20 protein-coding genes are annotated in these 21,382 nt (G+C 62.7%); 8 read left to right on the forward strand and 12 right to left on the reverse strand.

Features of this window, described 5'->3' with window-relative positions:
* The first annotated feature begins 33 nt into the window (after positions 1-33).
* From AB5Y89_RS19265 to AB5Y89_RS19290, 6 genes are all read left to right on the forward strand, one after another.
* Positions 34-3,957, forward strand: a complete 3,924-nt coding sequence (locus AB5Y89_RS19265; RefSeq protein WP_368224340.1) for a transporter substrate-binding domain-containing protein — start codon at positions 34-36, stop codon at positions 3,955-3,957.
* 1 nt (position 3,958) lies between these two features.
* Positions 3,959-5,209: a response regulator gene (locus AB5Y89_RS19270; protein ID WP_368224297.1), complete on the forward strand. Its 1,251-nt coding sequence runs from the start codon at positions 3,959-3,961 to the stop codon at positions 5,207-5,209.
* Complete coding sequence (locus tag AB5Y89_RS19275; protein ID WP_045524895.1) at positions 5,210-5,824, forward strand: GNAT family N-acetyltransferase; 615 nt, start codon at positions 5,210-5,212, stop codon at positions 5,822-5,824.
* A 72-nt stretch (positions 5,825-5,896) separates the two neighbouring features.
* Positions 5,897-6,670: a Sir2 family NAD+-dependent deacetylase gene (gene cobB, locus AB5Y89_RS19280; RefSeq protein ID WP_041215132.1), complete on the forward strand. Its 774-nt coding sequence runs from the start codon at positions 5,897-5,899 to the stop codon at positions 6,668-6,670.
* A 106-nt stretch (positions 6,671-6,776) separates the two neighbouring features.
* On the forward strand, positions 6,777-7,235 hold the full coding sequence (locus AB5Y89_RS19285) for a hypothetical protein (RefSeq protein ID WP_010674793.1): 459 nt from the start codon (positions 6,777-6,779) through the stop codon (positions 7,233-7,235).
* Positions 7,232-8,881, forward strand: a complete 1,650-nt coding sequence (locus tag AB5Y89_RS19290; RefSeq protein ID WP_368224298.1) for a GGDEF domain-containing protein — start codon at positions 7,232-7,234, stop codon at positions 8,879-8,881. The genes AB5Y89_RS19285 and AB5Y89_RS19290 overlap by 4 nt, the downstream gene beginning before the upstream one ends.
* An 89-nt stretch (positions 8,882-8,970) precedes the next feature.
* On the opposite strand, the gene AB5Y89_RS19295 is transcribed toward AB5Y89_RS19290, so the two are convergent.
* The 7 genes from AB5Y89_RS19295 to AB5Y89_RS19325 all read right to left on the reverse strand — a co-directional run bounded on the left by AB5Y89_RS19295 (position 8,971) and on the right by AB5Y89_RS19325 (position 15,731).
* Entirely contained in the window at positions 8,971-9,996 is a 1,026-nt protein-coding gene (locus AB5Y89_RS19295; RefSeq protein WP_041211440.1) for a substrate-binding domain-containing protein, read from the reverse strand.
* Complete coding sequence (gene rbsK / locus AB5Y89_RS19300; RefSeq protein WP_048207722.1) at positions 9,996-10,928, reverse strand: ribokinase; 933 nt, start codon at positions 10,926-10,928, stop codon at positions 9,996-9,998. The genes AB5Y89_RS19295 and rbsK overlap by 1 nt, the downstream gene beginning before the upstream one ends.
* Before the next feature lie 98 nt (positions 10,929-11,026).
* Positions 11,027-11,902, reverse strand: coding sequence for a ribose ABC transporter substrate-binding protein RbsB (gene rbsB, locus AB5Y89_RS19305; RefSeq protein ID WP_010674790.1), 876 nt, complete (start codon positions 11,900-11,902; stop codon positions 11,027-11,029).
* A 30-nt stretch (positions 11,903-11,932) separates the two neighbouring features.
* Positions 11,933-12,901, reverse strand: a complete 969-nt coding sequence (gene rbsC, locus AB5Y89_RS19310; protein ID WP_039040774.1) for a ribose ABC transporter permease — start codon at positions 12,899-12,901, stop codon at positions 11,933-11,935.
* Entirely contained in the window at positions 12,898-14,427 is a 1,530-nt protein-coding gene (gene rbsA, locus AB5Y89_RS19315) for a ribose ABC transporter ATP-binding protein RbsA (protein ID WP_368224299.1), read from the reverse strand. The genes rbsC and rbsA overlap by 4 nt, the downstream gene beginning before the upstream one ends.
* Before the next feature lie 21 nt (positions 14,428-14,448).
* Positions 14,449-14,868 (reverse strand): D-ribose pyranase, encoded by a 420-nt coding sequence (gene rbsD, locus AB5Y89_RS19320; protein WP_268452468.1) that lies wholly within the window; start codon positions 14,866-14,868, stop codon positions 14,449-14,451.
* 245 nt (positions 14,869-15,113) lie between these two features.
* Positions 15,114-15,731, reverse strand: a complete 618-nt coding sequence (locus tag AB5Y89_RS19325) for a glutathione S-transferase family protein (protein ID WP_368224300.1) — start codon at positions 15,729-15,731, stop codon at positions 15,114-15,116.
* A 257-nt stretch (positions 15,732-15,988) separates the two neighbouring features.
* Here AB5Y89_RS19325 and AB5Y89_RS19330 point away from each other — a divergent pair, with 257 nt between their 5' ends.
* Both AB5Y89_RS19330 and AB5Y89_RS19335 read left to right on the forward strand, forming a co-directional pair.
* Complete coding sequence (locus AB5Y89_RS19330; protein WP_042017089.1) at positions 15,989-16,744, forward strand: hypothetical protein; 756 nt, start codon at positions 15,989-15,991, stop codon at positions 16,742-16,744.
* A gap of 61 nt (positions 16,745-16,805) precedes the next feature.
* Positions 16,806-17,468 (forward strand): DUF2987 domain-containing protein, encoded by a 663-nt coding sequence (locus AB5Y89_RS19335; RefSeq protein WP_368224301.1) that lies wholly within the window; start codon positions 16,806-16,808, stop codon positions 17,466-17,468.
* A 71-nt stretch (positions 17,469-17,539) separates the two neighbouring features.
* Here the strand turns inward: AB5Y89_RS19335 and ttcA are convergent, their stop codons facing one another.
* The 5 genes from ttcA to ccoS form a co-directional block, all read right to left on the reverse strand.
* Entirely contained in the window at positions 17,540-18,448 is a 909-nt protein-coding gene (gene ttcA / locus AB5Y89_RS19340) for a tRNA 2-thiocytidine(32) synthetase TtcA (protein WP_010674783.1), read from the reverse strand.
* Positions 18,449-18,515: 67 nt separating this feature from the next.
* Positions 18,516-19,463 (reverse strand): universal stress protein UspE, encoded by a 948-nt coding sequence (uspE, locus tag AB5Y89_RS19345; protein ID WP_368224302.1) that lies wholly within the window; start codon positions 19,461-19,463, stop codon positions 18,516-18,518.
* Positions 19,464-19,599: 136 nt separating this feature from the next.
* On the reverse strand, positions 19,600-20,355 hold the full coding sequence (locus AB5Y89_RS19350; protein WP_041215139.1) for an FNR family transcription factor: 756 nt from the start codon (positions 20,353-20,355) through the stop codon (positions 19,600-19,602).
* Positions 20,356-20,423: 68 nt separating this feature from the next.
* Complete coding sequence (locus AB5Y89_RS19355) at positions 20,424-21,110, reverse strand: sulfite exporter TauE/SafE family protein (RefSeq protein ID WP_368224303.1); 687 nt, start codon at positions 21,108-21,110, stop codon at positions 20,424-20,426.
* The gene (gene ccoS / locus AB5Y89_RS19360) at positions 21,094-21,300 is read right to left on the reverse strand and encodes a cbb3-type cytochrome oxidase assembly protein CcoS (protein ID WP_324028869.1); all 207 of its coding nucleotides are present in this window, start codon (positions 21,298-21,300) and stop codon (positions 21,094-21,096) included. The genes AB5Y89_RS19355 and ccoS overlap by 17 nt, the downstream gene beginning before the upstream one ends.
* Positions 21,301-21,382: the final 82 nt, after the last annotated feature.

A 21,382-nucleotide genomic window follows, 5' to 3' on the forward strand; every position in this document is an offset into this window, starting at 1 on the left:
GGCTTTTCCATTCAGATGATAAAAATCCTTCTGTTGTCCGGCGCGCTGCTGGCCTTGCCACTGCGTGCTGCCATACTCCCGCTGTCACCGGGTGCCCAGGCTTATGCCGATTCGCTCACCGGACTGACCTTCTGTTACCCGGCCCTGCAACGTCCTCCCTATCTGGAGGCGGAGGGGGGCTTGCTCATCGATCGCATGACGCGGTTGGCAGAGCTGTTGCCGGTACCGGTGCATGTCGAGAAGCGGCCGAGCTGGGCAGCCATGACGCAGGATCTGCTGAACGGGCGCTGCGATCTCATTCCTCACGTCGGGCCTGCCCGGTCGAACTCGAGCGATACCGTCTTGAGTCGGGCCATGATGGAAGCGGAGTCCGCCATCCTCTATCGGGGTGAGCTCGATCAGGCGCAGTTTCTGGTGTCACCTATCTGGCAGGCCCAGGAGATCCTGAAGCGTCTCTATCCTGGTTCATCCCAGCAACAGCTGACCGATGCCGAGAACTGGTATGGTGCCCTGGTGGCCGGCAAGGGCAGCGCCTATCTCGGCGATTATCTGCAACTGCGCTATCTGATGCGGGAATTCCCGGATGAAGGGCTGCGCCTTCGCCGTCTTCGCAGCGATGATCTGGTCATCAGCTACCGGCTGATGATGCGCAACCAGCCCGAGTTGCTGGAGCTGGTGGATACGGCCATCCGCTATTTGCCGCCGGGCAGTCTCTACCGGGATCTGGGCAAGTATCTGCCTCAGGGTGAGCAGGATGTGAATCCCCTGCATTTTACCGACAAGGAGCAGGCCTGGTTGGTCGGCAAGGCCCACACCATCAAGATGGTGGCGGATCCCGGTTTCATGCCATACAGCGGCGTCAACCAGCAGGGAGAGCTCATTGGCTGGAGTGCGGACGTCTTGCGGGAAGTGAGTCGGCAGACGGGACTGCGCTTCGAGCTGGTGCCCGCCGCTAGCCGGGAGGAGGCGTTGGCATTGCTGCGCAGTGGCGATGCCGCCATGATGGTCGGGCTGATGGAGTCCGCCGCCCTGAACAAGGAGTTCGACTTCACCAGGATGGTGGCGACCAGCCGCTATGCTCTGGTCAGTCGCAGCAAGAGGGGGCCTGTCTCCCTCGCGGACGTCAGTGGCAAGGTGGTGGTCCCGAGAATGCTCTATGATCCCGGCCTGCTTGCCCGGTTCGGCCAGCATGAGTGGGAGGTGACCGACAACCTGCTGCAGGGATTGGTGGCGGTGCGGCATGGGGATGCCCAGGCCATGCTGGCGGAGTTGTATCAGCTCCAATATCCCATTCGAAACAACCAGTTGAGCGAGCTGACCATCACCGAATTGCCGGAGCGTTTCGGCCTCGGCTTTGCCATCCGGCCGGAACAGACCAGCCTGGCAGGGGTGCTGGATCAGAGCCTGATGACCCTCAATGATCGGCAGGTGGACGAGCTGGTGCAACGCTGGCGCCGCTTGGTGGTCAACCAGCAGGAAGGGGTCAGCTACGGTTTCTGGCTTGGCTCCGTGTTGCTGGCACTGCTGATCAGCATGGCAGTGATCTGGTCAGTCTGGCGATCCCGTCAGCAACTGGCCCAGGAGGCCCGCGAGCGTCACAAGGTGGAGCAGGCGCTGGCGCTGGAAAGCAAGTTCAGGGAGTCTCTCTTCCAGGCGCTCCCCGTTCCCGTGTTCTTGCGCAATGACAAAGGGGAGGTGATCAAGCGCAACAAGCGGGCCAAGCGCATGGAGGCGCGCTACGCCGCCGATCTGGTGCTGCCCGCGCCACAGTTGCAGGGCGCCGAAGGGGAGCTGGCGCTGCACGAGCAGGTCTACTCCTATGCCCAGATCCCCTTGCGACTGGGCCCCCAGGCACCGGCAGGGGATCTGATCGCCCTCTCCGACATCAGCGCCCTGCGCGAGCGTACCCGCCTGCTGCGTCAGGCAGAGCGGCGCCTGCGCGCCCTCACCAATACGGTGCCCGGTGTGGTGCTGCAATTCACCCTGCTGGGGGGAGCCATCACCCGTGTGGAGTTTGTGAGCCGGGGCAGTCACGAACTGCTGGGGCTGGCGAGCCAGCAGATCCGGGTCAATCCCAACGAGACCCTGACTCGCATCTCCCACCAGGACAGGCGCGAGATGCGAGCCCCCATGCTGGCCATGCTGCAAGCCGGGCGACCTTTCTCCCATCTGCTGCGCTATCAGCACCCCGCCAAGGGAACTCGCTGGCTGCAATTTTCCGGCAGGGGGCGCCGTCAGGGGGAGGGGTGGCGGATCTACGGGGTGGTGCAGGATGTGACGGCCAGGGTGGAGCAGGAGCACTCCCTGCAGCTTTCCCACGAGCAGGCCCAGCAGGCCGTGCTTGCCAAGGGACGCTTCCTGGCCGCCGTGAGCCACGAGATCCGCACCCCCATGAACGCCATGCTCGGCTTGCTGGAGTGGCTCGAGCAGACCGGACTCAATGCAGAGCAGGCCTCGGCTCTGGCCCATGTCAGACAGGCGGGCAATGAACTGCTCGGACTGCTCAACGATGTGCTCGACTTCAGCCGCAACGAGACGCGTCAGTTGCGCCTCTCCGTACAGCCCACGGATCTGGTGGAGCTGTGTGAGCACGTGGCGGCGGTGCACTGGTCCAAGGCGCGATCCCGCCATCTGCAACTGCGCCTGGCGCTCGACCCGGCGCTGCCCGCCTTGATGGAACTCGATCCCCACCGGGTGCAACAGGTGCTGCACAACCTGCTCTCCAACGCCATCAAGTTCAGCGAGCGGGGAGAGGTGGTGCTCTGGGCCCGGCGACAAGGGGAGTGGATTGTGTGCGGGGTAGACGACGAGGGGCCCGGGATCAGTGCCGAGCTGTTGCCCCGGTTGTTCCTGCCCTTCGAACAAGGGGAGGAGCCTGGCCAGCCCAGAGCTCAGGGAACCGGGCTTGGGCTGGCCATCTGCCGCCAGCTGATGGAACAGATGGGGGGCGAGATCCGGGTCGAGCCTCTGGCTCGCGGGGGTAGCCGTTTCCTCTGCTCGTTGCCCCTCAGGCATGCGCAGGAGAAGGCGCCCTGGCAACCGCGCGTCAAGACGGTCTCCCTGCAACTGTTGCCCGGGGAGCTCGAATATATGCGGGCCTGGCTCGCAGAGTTTGGCGTGGCCGAGGATCCGGCGGCACCTTGCCTTGGGGCCATGCAGGACGATGGGGGCTTGCGCGCCTGGTACTGGCAGGGGGAACCCTGGATCCCGGGCTCCGTGGTCAGCCTGCTGCAGCCCAGACTCGTCCGTGGCGCCGAGGAGATCACGGACCTGCCGGGGGCAGGCAGGCGGGTGCTGCTGGTGGAAGATCACGAGGTGAACAGAATGCTGATCAGCATGCAGCTGGGTCAGCTGGGGGCCCGGGTATTGAGCGCGGCCAATGGCCGTCTGGCACTGGAGATCCTGCAATCGGAGTCGGTGGATCTGGTGCTGACGGACCTGCAGATGCCGGTGATGGACGGCGCCGAGCTCTGCAGGCAATTGCACGCCGATGAACGCTGGCAGCATCTACCCGTCTACGTGATCACTGCGGATCTCAGCGAGCAGGCGGCGCAGCGACTGGCAGAATGCGGCTGTCAGGGCCATCTGGACAAACCCGTCTTGCTCAGGGATCTGGCCGTACTGCTTCGTACCGTCTTTGGCCCCCATGACGGGGGGAAGGCACCGCAGCCAACGGCAGCCCTTTCCCTGCCCGTCTCCCTCAGCCCGGCCCTCATTGACATCTATCTGGCATCGGTTCACCAGGATCTGGCCGACATTGAGCGGTGTGTCACACAAGGGGACGAGAAGGCCCTCAATACGGCTTTACACAAGATGAAGGGGGCCGCCAAAATGGTGGGGGCTACCCCCCTGGTAGAGGTGATCGACCGTTGGCAGGAGGCCCCCGGACATCCCCTTGGAGCCGCCTTGAGGCAGTGCGTGGAAGAGGTCTGCCGACAACTGGGCGAGAGAGCATGACATGATCATCACAGATGAAGAGTTGATGGCCTTGCTGGAGTCTGATGACAGCCAGGAGCCAACGTTTTACCCGGTCAGCGTCTATGCCCTGGACGCCGTCTCCCATCAGGCGGTCAAGGGGGTGGGGCTGCCGGCCTATGCCAATCTGCACCGCACCCGACCCGATGCCGGCTGGCAATGGGAAGGACTGTTTGCCGCCGGGGCCATCGCCCTGTTTGATCCTGCCTCTCATCAGGGGGCCGACTATCTGCCTCATCTGCTGGCTCCCGGGGCGGGGATCTATCGCCTCAGCGACCCCTGGCTCGAGGGGTTGCAGGCACGGGAGCAGGGGTGGCGTGCCTGGCTCGCCCAGTGCCAGATCCTGCTGCTCGAAGATCACCCCTTCCAGGGAGCCTGCATTCAGCAGGAGATCCAGGGACTGGGGTTGCCCTGCCACTGGGTTCAGGATGGCGAAGGGTGCCTCAAGGCGCTGGAAGAGGGGGGCGTGAGATTGCTTATCTGTGATCTCAGTCTGGCGGAGCAGGATGCCATCAGCCTGCTGATGAGCCATCCCCAGTATCGCCACAGCGGTCTGCCCATCATCCTGCTCTCCGCTCATGATCAGACCCTGATAGACGGTGCCCGGCGTCTCCTGCACGATGCGGGTTTCAACGTGCTGGCCGCCCTGGCCAAGCCGCTGCAAAGCGACGATCTGCTGCGTCTGCTCAAGATGCTCTATCTTGGCCCCCAGCGTCAGCGCAGGCTGGGCGGGCTCAAGCGCACCGTGCGTAGCTGGCAGGGAGAGGCGAGAGGACAGCTTGGGCTGCTGGCAGATGCGGCCTCCTGCACGCTGCCAATCTGGCTGAGCCTGAGCGGCCTTTCCCCTCACTGGGAGCCGCTCAAGCTCTGGCTCGAGCAGCATGGACGAGAAGCAAGCGAGCTGACCCTGGTCATCCACCGACGGGATCACCTGCTGAGCCAGGCGGACCGTTTCGCCCTGGTACTGCAGGCGAGCCTCGCGGGGGCCAGACTCGCGCTGCTGCTCGATCATGCCCAGCACCTGCCGTTTGATCTCATCGAGCGTCTGCCGTTGCAATCCCTGCTGCTCGGGCAACACCTGCTGCCCGAGCTGGAGGCGATGGCAGCCGACTCCTTGCTGGCCCGCTTCATCCAGCGTTCCCGGGAGCTTGGCATCGCGCTCTACCTCGACGACCCCTTCAACCTGCAGGATGCCGCCCAGTGGCAGGATCGCGGCATGGCAGGGCGCTGGTAAATGGCTCGCTATCTTTGCTGGCCGCTCGATGAGCCGCGCTTGTGGCAGGGAATGTCGGGTTGGACGGCTCCCGCCTCACGGGCCGCCCTGCCGATGACGATGGTGGTGGGGGGGTTGACTTGCCGCTTGCAGGAGCTGGCGGGCAGCGACCCGAAGCGAATAAGCGCGGCTTATGACGCCCTGAGCGAGCAGAGCGTCTATTTGCGCTTCATGCGGGCCAAGCAGCCTGCGACGGCCGAGCAGCTCGCCTTCTTTCTCGACTACCCCAGAGAACCCCAGATAGGATTGCTGCTGACCGACGAGCAGGGGGCGCCGCTTGCCATGGCCCAGTCCGTTCGCCGGCGCCTGCACCCGGACAGGGCCGAGTTCTCCTGCATCGTCGCGGATCATTTTCAGCATCGCGGCGCCGGGCGTCGCATCCTGCTGGCGCTTGCGCGGCTGGCATACGGGGAGGGGATCCGGGAGTGGACGGCGGAAGTGCTCGGCCAGAATCGCCCCATGCTGGCTCTGCTCAAGGGGCTCGGGTTGCCACTTACCCTGGTGACAGGACGGGAGATGGTCTTTGCCAGGCTGGATCTCGCGCCCATGGCGAGCTTTGTGTTCCCATCGGCCTAAGACCAAGGGCGAATGGGCCGCTTCTTGCTCCTGTGCTAAGGTCAGCCTGTTACCCGTTGGAGGAGAACAACCATGGTGCAGTCAGCCAAACATATCGTGATCCTCACCGGTGCCGGCATCTCGGCCGAATCCGGTATCAAGACCTTCCGGGCCTGTGATGGCCTGTGGGAAGAGCACAGGGTGGAGGACGTGGCCACCCCTGAAGGCTATGCGCGGGATCCCGAACTGGTACAACGTTTCTACAATGCGCGGCGCCATCAGTTGCAGCGCGCCGAGATCCACCCCAATCCGGCCCACTATGCATTGGCCCGTCTGGAGCGCCTGCTGCCGGGGCGCGTCACCCTGGTCACCCAGAACATCGACAACCTGCACGAGAGTGCCGGCAGCAAGAACCTCATCCACATGCACGGCGAGTTGCTCAAGGCCCGCTGCCCGGGCTCGGGTCAGGTGATCGAGTGGCGCGGGGATCTCCATCAGGAAGAGCTGTGTTCCTGCTGCCAGTTTCCCCACCCGCTGCGCCCCCATGTGGTCTGGTTCGGGGAGATGCCCCTTGGGCTTGACCGCATCTACTCGGCCCTGGCCCAGTGCGATCTCTTCATCTCCATCGGGACCTCCGGGGCGGTCTACCCTGCCGCCGGATTCGTCCATGAGGCCGGCCTGAACGGTGCCCATACGGTGGAGCTCAATCTGGAGCCGAGCGAAGTGGGCAGCCAGTTTGATGAAAAACGTTATGGTCCGGCTTCCTTGCTGGTGCCCGCTTTTGTGGATGAACTCCTGCAAAGTTGCGGTGTGCATCAGCCTCTCACCGTCGAGGGACATAACTGGATGGAGATGCGGGGCCCATAACTATTGATTTTTCACACAGTTGCATTGACCCACTGAAATCGCCACACTGACACCTAACTTCAAGATGCAGCTGGCACAACATGTCATGAACTTTCCAACGCGCGGGATGGCCTCTCTCCTGCTGGTGCTTTTCTCGTTCGGTACCCAGGCTTCCTCCTCTTCGCTATTGCAACTGATCCTGCCGGACAAGCGGGAAATCACCCTGGATGAGGCGGCGTTGGCCGCCTTGCCACAAGTGGAGTTCGAGACGGCGACGCCCTGGACCCTCGGCACTCACCGCTATCGTGGACCGACCCTGAAAAGCGTGCTGGCGGCGCAGCAGGTGGATAGTGCCAGCGCCATCGATGTCGCCGCACTCAATGGCTACCAGCAGCGGGTCGATCTCTCCCTGTTTGCCAAGGTGCCGCTGACCCTGGTGCGTTACCAGGATGACAAACCGCTCACCCGTCGCAATAAAGGGCCGCTCTGGCTGCTGGTCCCCCTCTCGGCCCATCCCGACATGGATGTGTCCGCCATCCACAACAACATGGTCTGGCAGGTGATCCGCATCGAGGTTGTCCCGTGACGCGACGACAGCGAGATAACCTGCTGCTTGCAGCCATTTCCCTGCTGTTTCTCTTCTCGTCCCTCTGGGGGCTGCTGCTGCAGAGTCGGCACGAGCAGCTCGTTGACATGTTCTACCGCAACACCCACTGGAACATCAGCCAGGTAATGCAGGAGTCCCAGCGATTTCTCTATGATGTGCGCCTCTACCGTGCCGGGGCGCTCGACATGGCGGCCCTGAGCCTGGATTACGACCTGCTGTGGAACCGGCTGGATGTGTTCCTGATCAGTACCGAGACCGCCGATGCGCGGGCGAGGCATGGGTTGGGGGAGGTGCTTGAACGGCTCTTTGACGAACTCAAGGGGCTGGATCCCCAGATGCAGTCCGGGGAGCTGAAGAGGGGGAAAGCCCTCGATCTTGCCCTCGTCCGGCTGACCGGCTTGACCCATCAGGTGGAGCAGATTGGGGAGCAGATCCTTTCCGGCCAGGAGCGGGAAGCCTCCCTCAACCAGTTGCGCCAGAGCCTGTTCTGGATCCAGATCTGGCAGTTGATCCTGCTGGTGATGGGCTGTGTGCTGGTCTTTGCCCTCATTCGGACCAATCTGCAGAATCGTCGCCTCTCCCTGCTCGATCCCATGACCCGGCTTGGCAACCGTCGGGCCTTGCAGGGGCAGCTCAGGCAATCCCTGCTGCAAGATCGGGTCCAGGCGCTGGCGGTGCTTGATCTTAAGCGGTTCAAGCAGGTCAATGATCTGCTCGGATACCAGGTTGGTGATCGCCTGTTGCAGGCGGTCGCGGCCCGGTTGCGTCAGGCATGCCCCGGCCGTGCGTACCGGCTGGGGGGCGATGAGTTCGCCGTGGTGCTGGACGACGGACAAGGCGACCTCGAAGCCCGCATGGGGATCATGGTGAGCCTGTTGCAGTTTGAGTTCGTGACCCGGGAAAGCAGCTTTGATCTGGCGTGTCGCTTCGGAGTGGCCAGGTGCGAGGGTGGTGAGGATGCCGATGAGCTATTGGAGCAGGCCATATTGGCATTGAACGAGGCCAAGCGTGAGGGGACCACCCTGGTGTGGTATCAGAGTGCGATGAAGGCTGATCTCCACATGGCCCAGCGGCAGCTGCACCAACTGCGGGAATGGCTGGCGGGGGCCGCCCCTTCCCCCCTGGAGACCCTCTGCGAGGCGATGAGAGACGAGCAGGGCGTGCCGGTGACGGCGGTCAGCCTGCGCTGGCAGGTGAGCCAGCAGCCCTGTGACGTGGGCTGGATGCAAGAGCGTGGTGTCCTTGGGCCCGTGATGGCACGATGGCTGACAGAAGAGCCATGCAGTGGCACCTTGCTGGTAAGGCTTCATCAGCCTGCCCAGCTGGCCCCTCTGCTGGCGAGCCTGCCCCCCTTGCCACAGGGGAGGCTGATCCTGGCATTGCCTGCGCTGATACCGGATGCCACCCTGCTTGAGAAGGTGCGCGAGCGTGGCTGCGTGCTGGCGCTGAGAGAGCTTGGCAGCAGCGCCCCCGAACTGCTGCAAGCGGGCTGGCCAATTCGCTACTGGCTGCCAGCACCCTCCGGGTACGAGGCGCTGCTCCAGCCGTTGGCAACGGCGCTGGGGCTGCTGCGTCTGGCTCCCTGGGGAGAGGCGCAGCAAGAGGATGATTTCAAGCTGAGTTGAGTGGTGGCTTGTGCAGTCTCGGGGCCGATGCCAAGGAGACAATACACAGAAGGGCGGCTCATGGCCGCCCTTCTGCTGCTTGCTGGCACTTAAACTGGTTTGCTGTCCGGTGAGGAAAAGGGAGCGCAGGAGTGTCTGATCACCAGGTCCGGATCCACGGTGATCATGCGGTTTGCGATGGGCTCGCCGTTGATGCGCGCCAGCAGCCGGGTGACGGCGAGGCGGCCCAGCTCCTCTTTCGGTTGATTGACCGTGGTGAGCGGGGGGGACATGAACTGGGCCAGCGCCACGTTGTCATAGCCGACGATGGAGAGATCGCGGGGGATCACCAGCCCCGCCTGATGGGCGGCACTGATGACCCCCATGGCCATCATGTCGTTGCAGACAAACAGCGCGGTGGGACGCTCTGGCAGTGCCAGCAGGCGGGTCATGGCGGCGGCGCCGCTGGCGCAGTCAAAGTCTCCCTCCTGGATCCAGCCCGGATTGACGGTGAGCCCGGCCTCCTGCATCGCCTGCTCGAAACCCGCCTGGCGCTGGTTGGCCGGGGCGCGGCTGTGGGGGCCCGTGATGCAACCGATGGCAGTGTGACCCAGCCCCAGCAGATGGCGGGTTGCCAGGTAGCCGCCGCGATGGGAGTTGTCGGCGATGAGATCCACCTCGCCGTTCTCCATGCCCCAGTCCATCACCACGACCGGCAGGCTCTTGAGCCAGTCGAGCTGGTTGAACACCTCCTGCTGCCCTTCACTGCACATGATGAGCAGGCCGTCGACCCGTTTCCTGAGCATCATCTTGAGGTAGGAGAGCGCGGTCTCGGCCTGTCCTTCGGTGTTGCCCAGCATCAGGTTGTAACCCTGCTCGAAGCAGTAGCGCTCCACCCCGCGCACCACCTCGGCGAAGAAGGGGTTGCTGGAGGTGGTAACCAGCATGCCGATGCTGTTGGTCTCCTTTACCTTGAGGCTGCGGGCCACCAGGCTCGGGGCATAGTTGAGATCGCGCATGGCGGCGAAGACCCGCTCCCGGGTCTCTTCGGCCACGAAGCGGGTCTCGTTGATGACGTGGGAGACGGTGGTGGTCGACACCCCTGCCAGCGCGGCCACCTCCTTGATATTGGCCATCAGTGCCCCTGCGCAGTCTGTTCAAGGAGGAAGGCATCGACCTCCTGCTTGCTCGGAATGGAGCTCTGGGCACCAAACCGGGTGACGGAGAGTGCCGCCGCCCCGTGGGCAAAGCGTACGGCAGCGTCAAAGTCGGCGCCCGCGAGCTCGGCCGCCAGGAAGGCGCCGTTGAAGGTATCCCCGGCCGCCGTGGTATCCACCGCCTTGACCCGAAAACCCGGCATGAGCGCCTGTTGCTGCCCCTTGCTGCAATAGACCCCTTGAGACCCCAGGGTGATCATCACCTCACCGATGCCCATCTGGTGGAAGCGGGCGGCAGCCTCCCGGGCGCTCGCTTCGTCCGTCACCTTGACGCCGGTCAGCAGCTCGGCCTCGGTCTGGTTGGGGGTGATGAGGTCCACCAGCGCCAGCAGATCCCTTGAGAGCGGGCGCGCGGGGGCGGGGTTGAGCACCACCCGGGTGCCGTGGGCACGAGCCAGACGGGCCGCTTCCTGCACGCTCTCCAGCGGCACTTCCAGTTGCAGCAGCAGAGTGTGGGCGGCGGCGATCATTGCCTCGTGACCTTGCACTACGGCCGGGGTGAGGGCGCCATTGGCTTCGGCGGAGATGCCGATGCTGTTTTCCCCCTCGTCGCTCACATAGATGATGGCGATGCCGGTGGGGAGCCTGGGGTCGAGTTCGACGGCGCTGACATCGATGCCGTCGTTGGCAAACCCGGTTTTCATCTGGTGGCCGATGGCATCATCACCGATGCGGGCGATGAAGGAGACAGGGGCGCCGAGGCGGGCGGCGGCCACCGCCTGATTGGCGCCCTTGCCGCCGGGAACGACCTGATAGCTGTGGCCGGTCAGGGTTTCACCGGGGCGGGGAAAGTGGGGGACGCGCAGCACATGATCCGCATTCACGCTGCCGAGGACTACGAGACGATTCATTCCTATCACCCTTGGTTGAGTACATCCTGGTCTGGGTGGACCCAGACCAGGCGGCACTGGCGGAAAAAGAGAGGGGAGGCGAACCTCCCCCCAACAACTTACTTGTTGACGATTTGCAGCGGTACCGGGATGGATTTTTCCACCGGTTGACCCTTGAGCACCTTGTCGGCGGTTTCCACGCCGATGGCGCCGATGAGGGCGGGCTGCTGGGCCACGGTGGCGGCCAGTTTACCCTTGGCCACGGCGGCTTTGCCATCGTCGGTGCCGTCAAAGCCCACGATCATCACCTCTTTGCCAGCGGCCTGCACGGCGCGGATGGCACCCAGCGCCATCTCGTCGTTCTGGGCGAACACTGCCTGCACGGTCGGATGGGCGGCCAGCAGGTTCTCCATGACGTTCAGACCCTTGGTGCGATCAAAGTCGGCGGGCTGGGAGGCCAGCACCTGCAGCTTGTTGGCGGTGACCGCCAGGGCGAAGCCTTCGCCGCGATCACGGGCGGCGGAGGTACCTGCGATCCCTTCCAGCTGGATCACCTTGGCACCGCTGCCCAGCTTCTCGGCGATGAAGTCGCCAGCCAGCTTGCCACCGGCCACGTTGTCAGAGGCGATGTGAGCCTTGACGTCACCCTGGGCCGCGCCGCGGTCCAGGGTCAGCACCGGGATGTTCGCCTTGTTGGCCAGGCGAATGGCGTTGCCTACGGCTTCGGAGTCGGTCGGGTTGATCAGGATGGCGTTGACCTTGCGCACGGTGAGATCTTCCACGTTGGAGAGCTCCTTGGCCGGGTCGTTCTGGGAGTCCAGCACCACCAGCTCGTAGCCAAGCTCCTTGGCCTTGGCTTCGGCGCCCTCCTTCATGGTGACGAAGAAGGGGTTGTTGAGGGTGGAGACCACCATCGCCAGGGTGTGATCCGCGGCCTGGGCGGTGCCCAGCACGGACATGATGGCGGCAGCGAGCAGGGTATTGAGCTTTTTCATCATTTCATTCCTTGTGTGTGGCGTGGCTTGTTAACGGTTGCTTTTGTTATCGATCATCACGGCAAGCAAAATCACGCTGGCCTTGGCGATCATCTGGTAATAGGAGCTGACGTCGAGCAGGTTGAGGGCATTGTTGAGGAAGCCGATGATGAGGGCACCGATCAGGGTACCCATGATACGGCCCTTGCCCCCCATCAGGCTGGTGCCCCCCAGCACCACGGCGGCGATGGCATCCAGCTCGTACCCCATGCCGGCAGTGGGCTGGGCGGAGGAGAGGCGGGATGTGACGATGAGCCCGGCCAGTGCCGACAGCATGCCGCACAGACCATACACCGCGAGCTTGACCCGATCCACATTGATACCGGAGAGGCGGGTGGCCGATTCGTTGCCGCCGAGGGCATAGATGTAGCGGCCCAGGCGAGTGTGGTTGAGCAGGTACCAGGCCAGCAGGAAGACGATGGCCATCAGCCAGATGGGCACCGGCAGACCCAGCAGGTAGCCGGTCCCGAGCCAGGCGAAGTGATCGGCGCCGTCACTGAAGCCGGTGGAAATAGGGCGCCCCTCGGTGTAGACCATGGTAACGCCGCGCAGGGCGGTCATGGTGACCAGGGTGGCGATGAAGGCCTGTACCTTGCCCTTGGCAATGATGAGGCCGCTGATGCTGCCAAGCAGGGCGCCGGCCCCCAGGGTGAGGGGGATCACCAGGCCGATGGGCAGCTCCATGGCCACCATGGTGGCGGCCAGGGCGCCGCACAGGGCCAGTACCGAGCCGACCGACAGATCGATGCCGGCGGTCAGGATGACCAGCGTCATGCCGACCGCCATGATGGCGTTGACCGATGTCTGGCGCAGGATGTTGAGCAGGTTGTCGGCGGTGAAGAAGTTGGGGCTCAGGAAAGAGACCACGCCGATCAGCACCAGCAGCGCGACCAGGGACTTGTTCTCGATCCACCAGGCCTTGCTCATGACGCCGCGGCGGGAAAGGGTTTGGGTTGTCATTGTGCTGCCTCTTGCTCTGCTTGCCACTGTTTACCGACTGCCGCTGCCATCAGCTTCTCCTGATTGGCATCGCGGGTGTTGAATTCTGCGCTGATGCGCCCTTCGTGCATCACCAGGATGCGATCACTCATGCCGAGCACTTCCGGCATTTCGGAGGAGACCAGGATGATGCTCATCCCCTCCTTCTTGAACTGGTTGATGAGCTGGTAGATCTCCTTCTTGGCGCCGACATCGACGCCGCGGGTCGGCTCATCCAGGATCAGCACCTTGGGCCGGGTCAGCAGCCCCTTGGCGATGGCCACCTTCTGCTGGTTGCCGCCGGAGAGGAGCTTGATCAGCTGATCCTGACTCGGGGTCTTGATGTTGAACAGACGCACATAGTCCCCTACCGCCTGGCGCTCGGCCTGGCCGTCAATCTTGCCGCCACGAATGAACTCGCCGAGGGCGCACAGGCTCATGTTTTCGCGCACCGACAGCTCCAGCACCAGGCCGTCGCCTTTGCGATCCTCGGAGATATAGGCGATGCCGGCGGCCAGACCATCGGCCGGGCTTCTGGGTACCAGGGCGTGGGCATCCACCGTCACCTGGCCAGCGCTGATGGGGCTGGCGCCATAGATAAGCTTCATCAGCTCGGTGCGGCCGGAGCCCATCAGGCCGCTGAAGCCCAGAATTTCCCCCTGACGCAGGGAGAAGCTCACCCCGCGCACGCCGGGGCCAGCCAGATCCTTCACCTGCAGGCTGACCGGGCCGAGCTCGCGCACCAGGCGCGGGTACTGCTCTTCCAGCCGGCGGCCCACCATCATCTCGATGATCCTGTCTTCATCGAGATCGCTCACCGCCTGCTCGCCGATCCACTTGCCGTCCCGCAGCACGGTGACCCGATCGCAGATCTCGAAGATCTCTTTCAGGCGGTGGGAGATGTAGACGATGCCGCAGCCCTGCTCGCGCAGTTCGCGAATGACGGTGAAGAGCTGCTCGGTCTCGGTGTCGGTGAGGGCATCGGTGGGCTCGTCCATGATGATGACGCTGGCATCGAACGACAGCGCCTTGGCTATCTCCACCATCTGCTGTTCACCGATGGAGAGACTTCCGAGTCGGGTATCCGGGCCGTGCTTGACGCCAAGCCGTGCCAGCAGACCGCTGGCACGCTCACGCAACTGCTTGTGGTCGATGCTGCCAAAACGGGTACGGGGCTCGCGGCCGAGGAAGATGTTGGCGGCAATCGACAATTCCGGCAGCAGGTTCAGCTCCTGGTGGATGATGCTGATCCCCTGATCCTGGGAGTCGCGGGGGCCCTTGAAGTGAACCGGCTGGCCGCGATAGCTGATGCTGCCCGCATCGGCCTGGTAGATGCCGGTCAGCACCTTCATCAGGGTCGACTTGCCAGCGCCATTTTCGCCGAGCAGGGCCATCACCTGGCCCGGATAGACCCGAAGACCCGCTTCGTCGAGGGCGCGTACCCCGGGGAAGGTCTTGACGATCCCGGTCAGCTCCAGAATGGGTGAGAGGGGGGAGGTTGTGCTCATTTGCAGCTTCCTTGAAGAGGCTTAAAACGCCACACCGGCGCAGAGGATCAGGTTGGCGTAGGGGGTCACCTCGCCGCTGCGCACGATCGCCTTGCTCTGGCGGGAGCGGGTTTTGAACTCCTCATGCAGGCAGTACTCGATGGTGATGGGCTTGCCCTGGGCGGCTGCGTGGGCCTCTAGCTGATCCACCAGCGCCTGATGGGCGGCGGGACTGATCTGCTTGATCTCGCTTGCCATGATCACCTTCTCCACCACCAGGTCGGTGAGTAGGGCGGTCAGTATGGTTTCAAGGCTGGGGGTGCCCGCCATCAGCGCCAGATCGATGCGCTCGGGGCCCGTCGGAATAGGCAGGCCAGCATCGCAGACGGTGATCTCGTCGGTGTGGCCCATCTGCGCGACCAGCGCGCTTAAGGGAGCATTGAGCAGCTTGCCTCGTTTCATACAGCACCTCGGCGGCCTGGGACCGCATATGGATATTGAGTTGGGCAATCGGTTACGCAACCGGTTGCGTCATTAGGGCGAAAGATAGGTGTTAACCGTTAACGGGTCTAGGCAGTGATGACGAAAATGTGAAAACGATCTCAGTGACAGGGCAATTTCAGAAGAAACGGGTGCCAGAAGAGCACCCGTCTGAGAGGCGTCGCCGGATGTTGCCCGCACAAAAAGGCGTACCCGGCGCGAGGAGATCAGAGGGCGAGCGCCGCCTGCACTGCGGGGCGGGCCAGCATGCGCTGATAGTGATCCGCCACCTTGGGAAACTCGCTGATGGCCACCCCGTCGCTCTCGAGCCAGCCTGCAATCACGAAGAGGTAGATGTCGGCCAGGCTGAAGCGCTCCCCCAGTACCCAGGGGCCGGCCAGATAGTGGCGCTCAATCTGGTCAAAGCCATCGCGCATGTTCTGGGGCATCTTGGCCTGCATGGCAGCCATGGCCTGTTCATCGTCGGCCCAGCGGCCGGGACGGCGTCCATGGGCATGGGCGACATGGACGGTGGAGACGAGGAAACTGTGTACCTCCTGCATCCTGGCCAGGAGGAAGGGGTCATTCAATGGGGCCAGCCCGGCGTTAGGAAAACGCTGGGCCACGTAGAGCAGCAGAGCCGGTGTTTCGGTCAGCACGCCATGCTCCGTCACCAGTGCCGGGACTCGCCCCTTGGGATTGATGGCGAGGTAGTCGGGGCTGCGCTGTTCACCAGCGGCCAGATCCAGGCGCTTGACAAGGTGAGGGGCACCGGACTCTACCAGAGCGATGCGCACCGCCATGGCACAGGTACCGGGGGCAAGATAGAGCGTCAGTTCGGACATGACCGTTTTCCTTGTGTGAGAGAGAAGAGCCAGTGGACATCTCGTCCGCCAGCGCGCGCCATCATCCTACTCCCGTTGGACAGAGGGGCCAAGGGTGAGGGGAACTTCATCAAGAAGGGCTGCAAGGCCTTTGGTATCAATGGCTTTCTGAACGGAAGATAACAGGAAAAACGGCTACGCATGCCAGTTCAAACCGCTATAATGTGCCACCTTGGATCAGTCGTCAGTGAATGTTGGACAGTCAATTGAGTAATAGAATGCGGATCGGTGGAACCCTCGAACAGTCCCTCAGCCAGGGATATCGTCTGGACCTGCAAGGGGTGTTGAAAGAGGGGTGGCAACAGACTCGTCGCACCGGTTTCGGATTGGCGCTGGCCATCGCCGGGGTCATGGCAATCTGGATCCTGCTGAGCAATACCTTGCTGACGCCCTATGTTGCCCGTGAAGGAGGGGATATGGATATGGCCCTGATCCTGAGCCTGCTGGTCACGGTGATCATGTCACCCATGACCTCCTCCCTCGACATGCTGGGGTTGCAGCAGTCGGTGGGGGTGCGCGCCCGGCCGAGCCAGGTATTCGACTTCTTTCGCCACTTCCTGCGCCTGGGCAGCCTGAGTCTGCTCGGCAGCCTCATCACCAGCCTGTTTGGCCCCCTGTTCGAGCTGCTGGGCGTGCCGGTGATGCTGGCCTTCATCCCTTCCGCCCTGGTGGGCATGGGGCTGGTGTTTACCGTACCTCTGGTGCTGGAGCGCGGTCTTTCCCCGGCTCAGGCCATTCTGGTCTCCCTCAAGCTCTTTGCCCGGGGCTGGCCCAGCATAGTGCTGCTGCACGGGGTCATGCTGGCACTCTTCTTCCTGGCGCTCATCCCCATGGGGCTGGGACTTATCTGGGTGGCGCCGCTCTACTTCAACTGCAAGGGCATTCTCTACCGGGATCTGTGTGGGGTGGCAGTCGAAGTGACCGAGGTTGCCAGTGGCAACGACGGGCAGGGCCCGGATCATTTCAACGCATAACGGGATACCAGGGGGTCAGCCGGTGTCGACCCGCCCGGAGCATGATGCAAAAGGATGGCATATGAACAAGCGATACGGGATGGCGGCGCTCCTGCTGGTACCCATGCTGGGACAGGCTGAGCCGTCCCTTGAACTCGACTACGGCACCTTCTACAGCCAGATGAAGACCTTCGCCAAGGGGGAATTTGGCCACGCCAGACTGGGCTTTTATCTGGCCAGTCAACAGAACGGTCGGCGCTGCGGGCTCACCTCGGCCCGGGTCTCGACCCCGGACAGGGATGTGCCCGCCGAGGTCACGGTGGATGGCGAACTGCGTCTGCCCTATGACGATGATCTCAACCTCGACAAGGCGATCGTGGTGGTGGGGCTCACCGAGGCCCACGCCGCCTGCGATCTGTCGGTACAGGTGATGGCTGACGCCCCCGCCACACCCGAGGTGCCGCTGGCCGAGCTCGTCTCGCGCCAGCAGCAGATGCAGCGATTGCTCGACAAGATGGCCGGCATGGTCGGCCAGTATTTCCTGCCCAAGATGGAAGGGGTGAGGATCTCCATGGTGGCGCCCACAGGCACTGCCTACCTTGTGGAGGGTGCCCGTCAGGAGGCCGTCTCCTGGCAGCAGGGGCAACTGCTGCTCAGCAATGCGCAACTGAAGGGGTTTGCCCAGGGCAAGCTGCAACTGCAAGGGGCGATCCTGCGCCTGACCCCCTGGCTGCACAAGGGGTAGCGACCCGAGTCCGCAGATTGCCAGAATGAAAAAAGGAGCGCCTGGCGCTCCTTTTCTGTGGGTGACGGGGCTTAGCGCACCTCAATCACGTCCAGCATGTCCATCTCGTCGATGTCCAGCAGCGGCGCCTTGGGCAGCTCGGGCGGATCAAACGCCTTGTCGCCACCGTCGATGATGCCGGAGTCGCGGTTGATGCTCTTGAAGTCAAACAGCTGGTGATCGAGCAGGTGGCTCGGGATCACGTCCTGAATGGCGGTGAACATGGTCTCGAGACGGCCCGGGAAGCGGCGATCCCACTCCTGCATCATCTGCTTGATGGCCTGGCGCTGGAGGTTCTCCTGGGAGCCGCACAGGTTGCAGGGGATGATGGGGAAGGCCTTGACCTCGGCATAGCGCACCAGGTCTTTCTCCTTGCAGTAGGCCAGGGGGCGGATCACCACGTTCTTGCCATCGTCGCTCACCAGCTTGGGGGGCATGGATTTGAGCTTGCCACCGTAGAACATGTTGAGGAACAGAGTCTCGAGGATGTCGTCACGGTGATGGCCAAGGGCGATCTTGGTGCAACCCAGCTCCTGGGCGGTGCGATACAGAATGCCACGGCGCAGGCGGGAGCAGAGCGCGCAGGTGGTCTTGCCCTCCGGTACCTTCTCCTTGACGATGGAGTAGGTATCTTCTTCCACGATCTTGAAGTCGATGCCAAGGGTGCTCAGGTATTCAGGCAGCACGTGCTCGGGGAAGCCGGGTTGTTTCTGATCCAGGTTGACGGCCACCAGATCGAAATGGATGGGGGCGCTGGCCTTCAGGCTCATCAGGATGTCGAGCATGGCAAAGCTGTCCTTGCCGCCAGACAGGCAGACCATGATCTTGTCACCCTCTTCAATCATGTTGAAGTCGGCGATGGCCTGGCCCACGTTGCGCCGCAGGCGTTTCTGCAGCTTGTTGAAACTGTATTTCTCTTTGGCGTTAAGCTCTTCTAGCATGGCCTCAAACCCGGGACAAAAATAAGCGGCTTATTATAGCCATGTCCCGGGGGAGGGCAAGAAACGCTTATGCAGGATGACGCCTGTCATCCACAGGGCAGCTGTAATCGTCGGGTTTGAGGATGAGAATGTCGCAGTTGAGCCTGTCCACCACGTGCTCGGCGGTGTTGCCAAGCAGGGCGGCAGAGAGGCCGGTACGGCCGACGCATCCTATGATCATCAGGGTGGCATTCAGATCGTCCGCCATGTCCGGCAGCACCTCCTCCGGCAAGCCTTCCGCCACCTTGGTCCACATGTGGTTGATGCCGAACTGATCGGCATGTTCCCGCAGCAGATCTTCATGGTGTTTGCGAATGGCATCGTTGTAGGCGTTGGGATCGAACTCTGGCAGTTCGATGGCGACATTGACCGGGGTGCCCGGGTAGGTGTTGACCAGATAGAGACTGGCACCAAGCAGCTCGGCGATGGCGATCCCCTCGCGGGTGATCCGCTCGTTGAGCACCTTCTGCTCCTTGTCATCGCTCGAGCAGTTGATGGCGGCAATCAGGTTGCCCCCCCGCTGCCAGTGCCCTTCTTTTACCAGCAGAACCGGACAGGGGCATTTGCGCAGCAGGTGCCAGTCGGTGGGGGTGAAGATGAAGGTTTGCAGGAAGGAGTGTTTGTGAGTCGCTTTGACGACCAGATCGTGACGCTGTTCCAGCACTTCCTGAATGACGCACTCGAAGGGACGGTTGTGCCAGAGCACTTTCACTTCGCATTCCAGCCCTCTGGCCCGATAGGGAGTGAGGATCTCGTCGAGCCACTCCCGACGCTGGGCGATGACACCATGGCGCATCTCTTCCCGCTCGTCTGCCGAGAGCATGGCGGTCATCTCGTAAGAGAAGTCGTAAATCGTCAGGAGCAGGGTCAGCTGGGCGCCCTCATCCAGCTCGGCGACCTTGACCGCGCGCTCGAGCGCGATCTGGCGCTCCTCCTCGGGATTGATCACCACCAGAATGTTTCGGTACTTGACCATGTTCTCCTCCTTGGCAAAAAGGCCAATGATGGCAACTCTTTAGCTATTACAGCTTAGTCCAAGGGGGGAGACGGGAAGGTGTGCCGGATCAAATTTCAGGGTGATCCGATCCGGCAAAAAAGGGAATAAACAGGGATTAACCGCAGGGAGGACGAGTGGCTCCGGCCATGACGCCCAAGGCAACGTTGTCCAGTACAGTAATGTATTTGCCTTTGACGCTGATAAGACCGGATTTCTGGAAACGGCCCAGCAGGCGGCTGATGGTTTCGACGGTGAGACCGAGGTAGTTGCCGATGTCCCCACGGGTCATGGAGAGGCGGAACTCCTTGGCGGAGAAGCCGCGCTCGGAGAAACGAACCGAGAGATTGTGCAGGAAGGCAGCGAGGCGCTCTTCGGCGTTCTTTTTGGAGAGCAGCAGGATCATCTCCTGGTCGCCCATGATCTCGTTGCTCATCAGCCGCATGATCTGCTGGCGCAGTTTGGGCATCTTGCCAGAGAGGTCGTCAAGCACATCGAACGGTATTTCGCACACCATGGCGGTTTCCAGCGCCTGGGCGAAGGAGGGGTGTGCCTGCTTGTGGATGGCGTCGAAACCGACCAGATCACCGGCGAGGTGGAAGGCAGTGATCTGTTCGTCACCCTGTTCGGTGATGGTGTATGACTTGATGGTCCCGGAACGTATGGCATAGAGCGACTTGAGCTCATCGCCGGCCTTGAACAACTCTTCACCCTTCTGGATCGGCTTTTTGCGCTCGATGATGCTGTCGAGCTGATCGAGCTCGTTGTCGTTCAGGGTGAAGGGGATGCAGAGCTGGCTGATGCTGCAATCCTGGCAATGAATTGCACAGCCACCGCTCTGAATACGTCTGCCAGGTTTCTTGTCCGGGATCATAGGCTCAAATGAATAATTGATTTATATCAAACAAGTTTACCACCATCTCATCCGTTTTGGATAGGGTTTCAAAAGGACGCCATCCCGATCCAGAGGGTGTGGATCCCGTAGGCAATAAGCAGCAAGGCGCCCCCAAGGCGCAGGCTGCGCAGGGTGAGCCAGTAGCGCAATCGGTCTGCCAGCCCCCCCAGCGCAAACAGGGTCGGCAGGGTGCCGAGGCCGAAAAAGAGCATGATGAGTGCCCCGCCACTTGCGGAGCCTGCGGCAGCGCTCCAGGTCAGCATGGAGTAGACGAGGCCGCAAGGGAGCCAGCCCCAGACCATGCCAAAGGGGAGGGCCTGCCAGGCTGATGTAAACGGGAGAAACCTGCTTGCCAGCGGCTTGATGAGAGGCCAGAACTTCGCACCGATGCGCTCGAGCAGCAAGACGCCATGCCACCAGCCAGCCAAGTAGAGGCCGAGCGCTATCATCAGCAGGGCGGCGATGAGGCGAAGCCCTGCCAGGGCGTGTTTGCCAGCGCCTATCTCCGTAGTGGTGGCGAGCAAGCCGCCCACCAGCGCGCCCGCCAGCACATAGCTCAGGATGCGCCCCAGGTTGTAGTTGAGCAGATAACCGAGCCTGCCCCAAAAATGCTGCTTCTCGGCAGGTATGGCCATGGAGAGCGCTGCGGACACGCCGCCGCACATGCCGATACAGTGGCCGGCACCGGCAAGCCCGACCAGCAGGGCGCCCATGAGGTCAAGGCTGCTGGTCATGAGGCTTGCTTTCCTGTTCTGCTTGTTGTTCAGGGAGGGGCAAGGGGCGCTGCTCCTCGTCAAACAGGATGTTGGAGCCCTGCCTGTCGAGATCCTCGAACTGCTCGGAGCGGATGGCCCAGAAGAAGACGGCTCCTGCAATGACAACGAACAGGATGGCGATGGGGATAAGGACGAAGATGATGTTCATGGCGCGGACCCTGTGGTGAAAGGGGGATGATAACCCGGCGAGGCAAGAGGTGCCGCCACCCGGGAGGATGCCAGATGGCTGC

It is taken from the genome of Aeromonas sp. s4, assembly GCF_040907855.1.
In the GTDB taxonomy this organism is placed as follows: domain Bacteria; phylum Pseudomonadota; class Gammaproteobacteria; order Enterobacterales; family Aeromonadaceae; genus Aeromonas; species Aeromonas caviae.

What these genes read in the sequence shown, in the direction of transcription:
- rbsC (WP_039040774.1), bottom strand. Translation starts at nt 12,901, where the DNA reads ATGACAACCCAAACCCTTTCCCGCCGCGGCGTCATGAGCAAGGCCTGG.
- AB5Y89_RS19295 (WP_041211440.1), bottom strand. Translation starts at nt 9,996, where the DNA reads ATGGCCAATATCAAGGAGGTGGCCGCGCTGGCAGGGGTGTCGACCACC.
- AB5Y89_RS19330 (WP_042017089.1), top strand. Translation starts at nt 15,989, where the DNA reads ATGCGGATCGGTGGAACCCTCGAACAGTCCCTCAGCCAGGGATATCGT.
- AB5Y89_RS19285 (WP_010674793.1), top strand. Translation starts at nt 6,777, where the DNA reads ATGGCCTCTCTCCTGCTGGTGCTTTTCTCGTTCGGTACCCAGGCTTCC.
- rbsD (WP_268452468.1), bottom strand. Translation starts at nt 14,868, where the DNA reads ATGAAACGAGGCAAGCTGCTCAATGCTCCCTTAAGCGCGCTGGTCGCG.
- AB5Y89_RS19355 (WP_368224303.1), bottom strand. Translation starts at nt 21,110, where the DNA reads ATGACCAGCAGCCTTGACCTCATGGGCGCCCTGCTGGTCGGGCTTGCC.
- AB5Y89_RS19270 (WP_368224297.1), top strand. Translation starts at nt 3,959, where the DNA reads ATGATCATCACAGATGAAGAGTTGATGGCCTTGCTGGAGTCTGATGAC.
- AB5Y89_RS19325 (WP_368224300.1), bottom strand. Translation starts at nt 15,731, where the DNA reads ATGTCCGAACTGACGCTCTATCTTGCCCCCGGTACCTGTGCCATGGCG.
- uspE (WP_368224302.1), bottom strand. Translation starts at nt 19,463, where the DNA reads ATGGTCAAGTACCGAAACATTCTGGTGGTGATCAATCCCGAGGAGGAG.
- ttcA (WP_010674783.1), bottom strand. Translation starts at nt 18,448, where the DNA reads ATGCTAGAAGAGCTTAACGCCAAAGAGAAATACAGTTTCAACAAGCTG.
- AB5Y89_RS19350 (WP_041215139.1), bottom strand. Translation starts at nt 20,355, where the DNA reads ATGATCCCGGACAAGAAACCTGGCAGACGTATTCAGAGCGGTGGCTGT.
- AB5Y89_RS19275 (WP_045524895.1), top strand. Translation starts at nt 5,210, where the DNA reads ATGGCTCGCTATCTTTGCTGGCCGCTCGATGAGCCGCGCTTGTGGCAG.
- ccoS (WP_324028869.1), bottom strand. Translation starts at nt 21,300, where the DNA reads ATGAACATCATCTTCGTCCTTATCCCCATCGCCATCCTGTTCGTTGTC.
- rbsA (WP_368224299.1), bottom strand. Translation starts at nt 14,427, where the DNA reads ATGAGCACAACCTCCCCCCTCTCACCCATTCTGGAGCTGACCGGGATC.
- cobB (WP_041215132.1), top strand. Translation starts at nt 5,897, where the DNA reads ATGGTGCAGTCAGCCAAACATATCGTGATCCTCACCGGTGCCGGCATC.
- rbsK (WP_048207722.1), bottom strand. Translation starts at nt 10,928, where the DNA reads ATGAATCGTCTCGTAGTCCTCGGCAGCGTGAATGCGGATCATGTGCTG.
- AB5Y89_RS19335 (WP_368224301.1), top strand. Translation starts at nt 16,806, where the DNA reads ATGAACAAGCGATACGGGATGGCGGCGCTCCTGCTGGTACCCATGCTG.
- rbsB (WP_010674790.1), bottom strand. Translation starts at nt 11,902, where the DNA reads ATGAAAAAGCTCAATACCCTGCTCGCTGCCGCCATCATGTCCGTGCTG.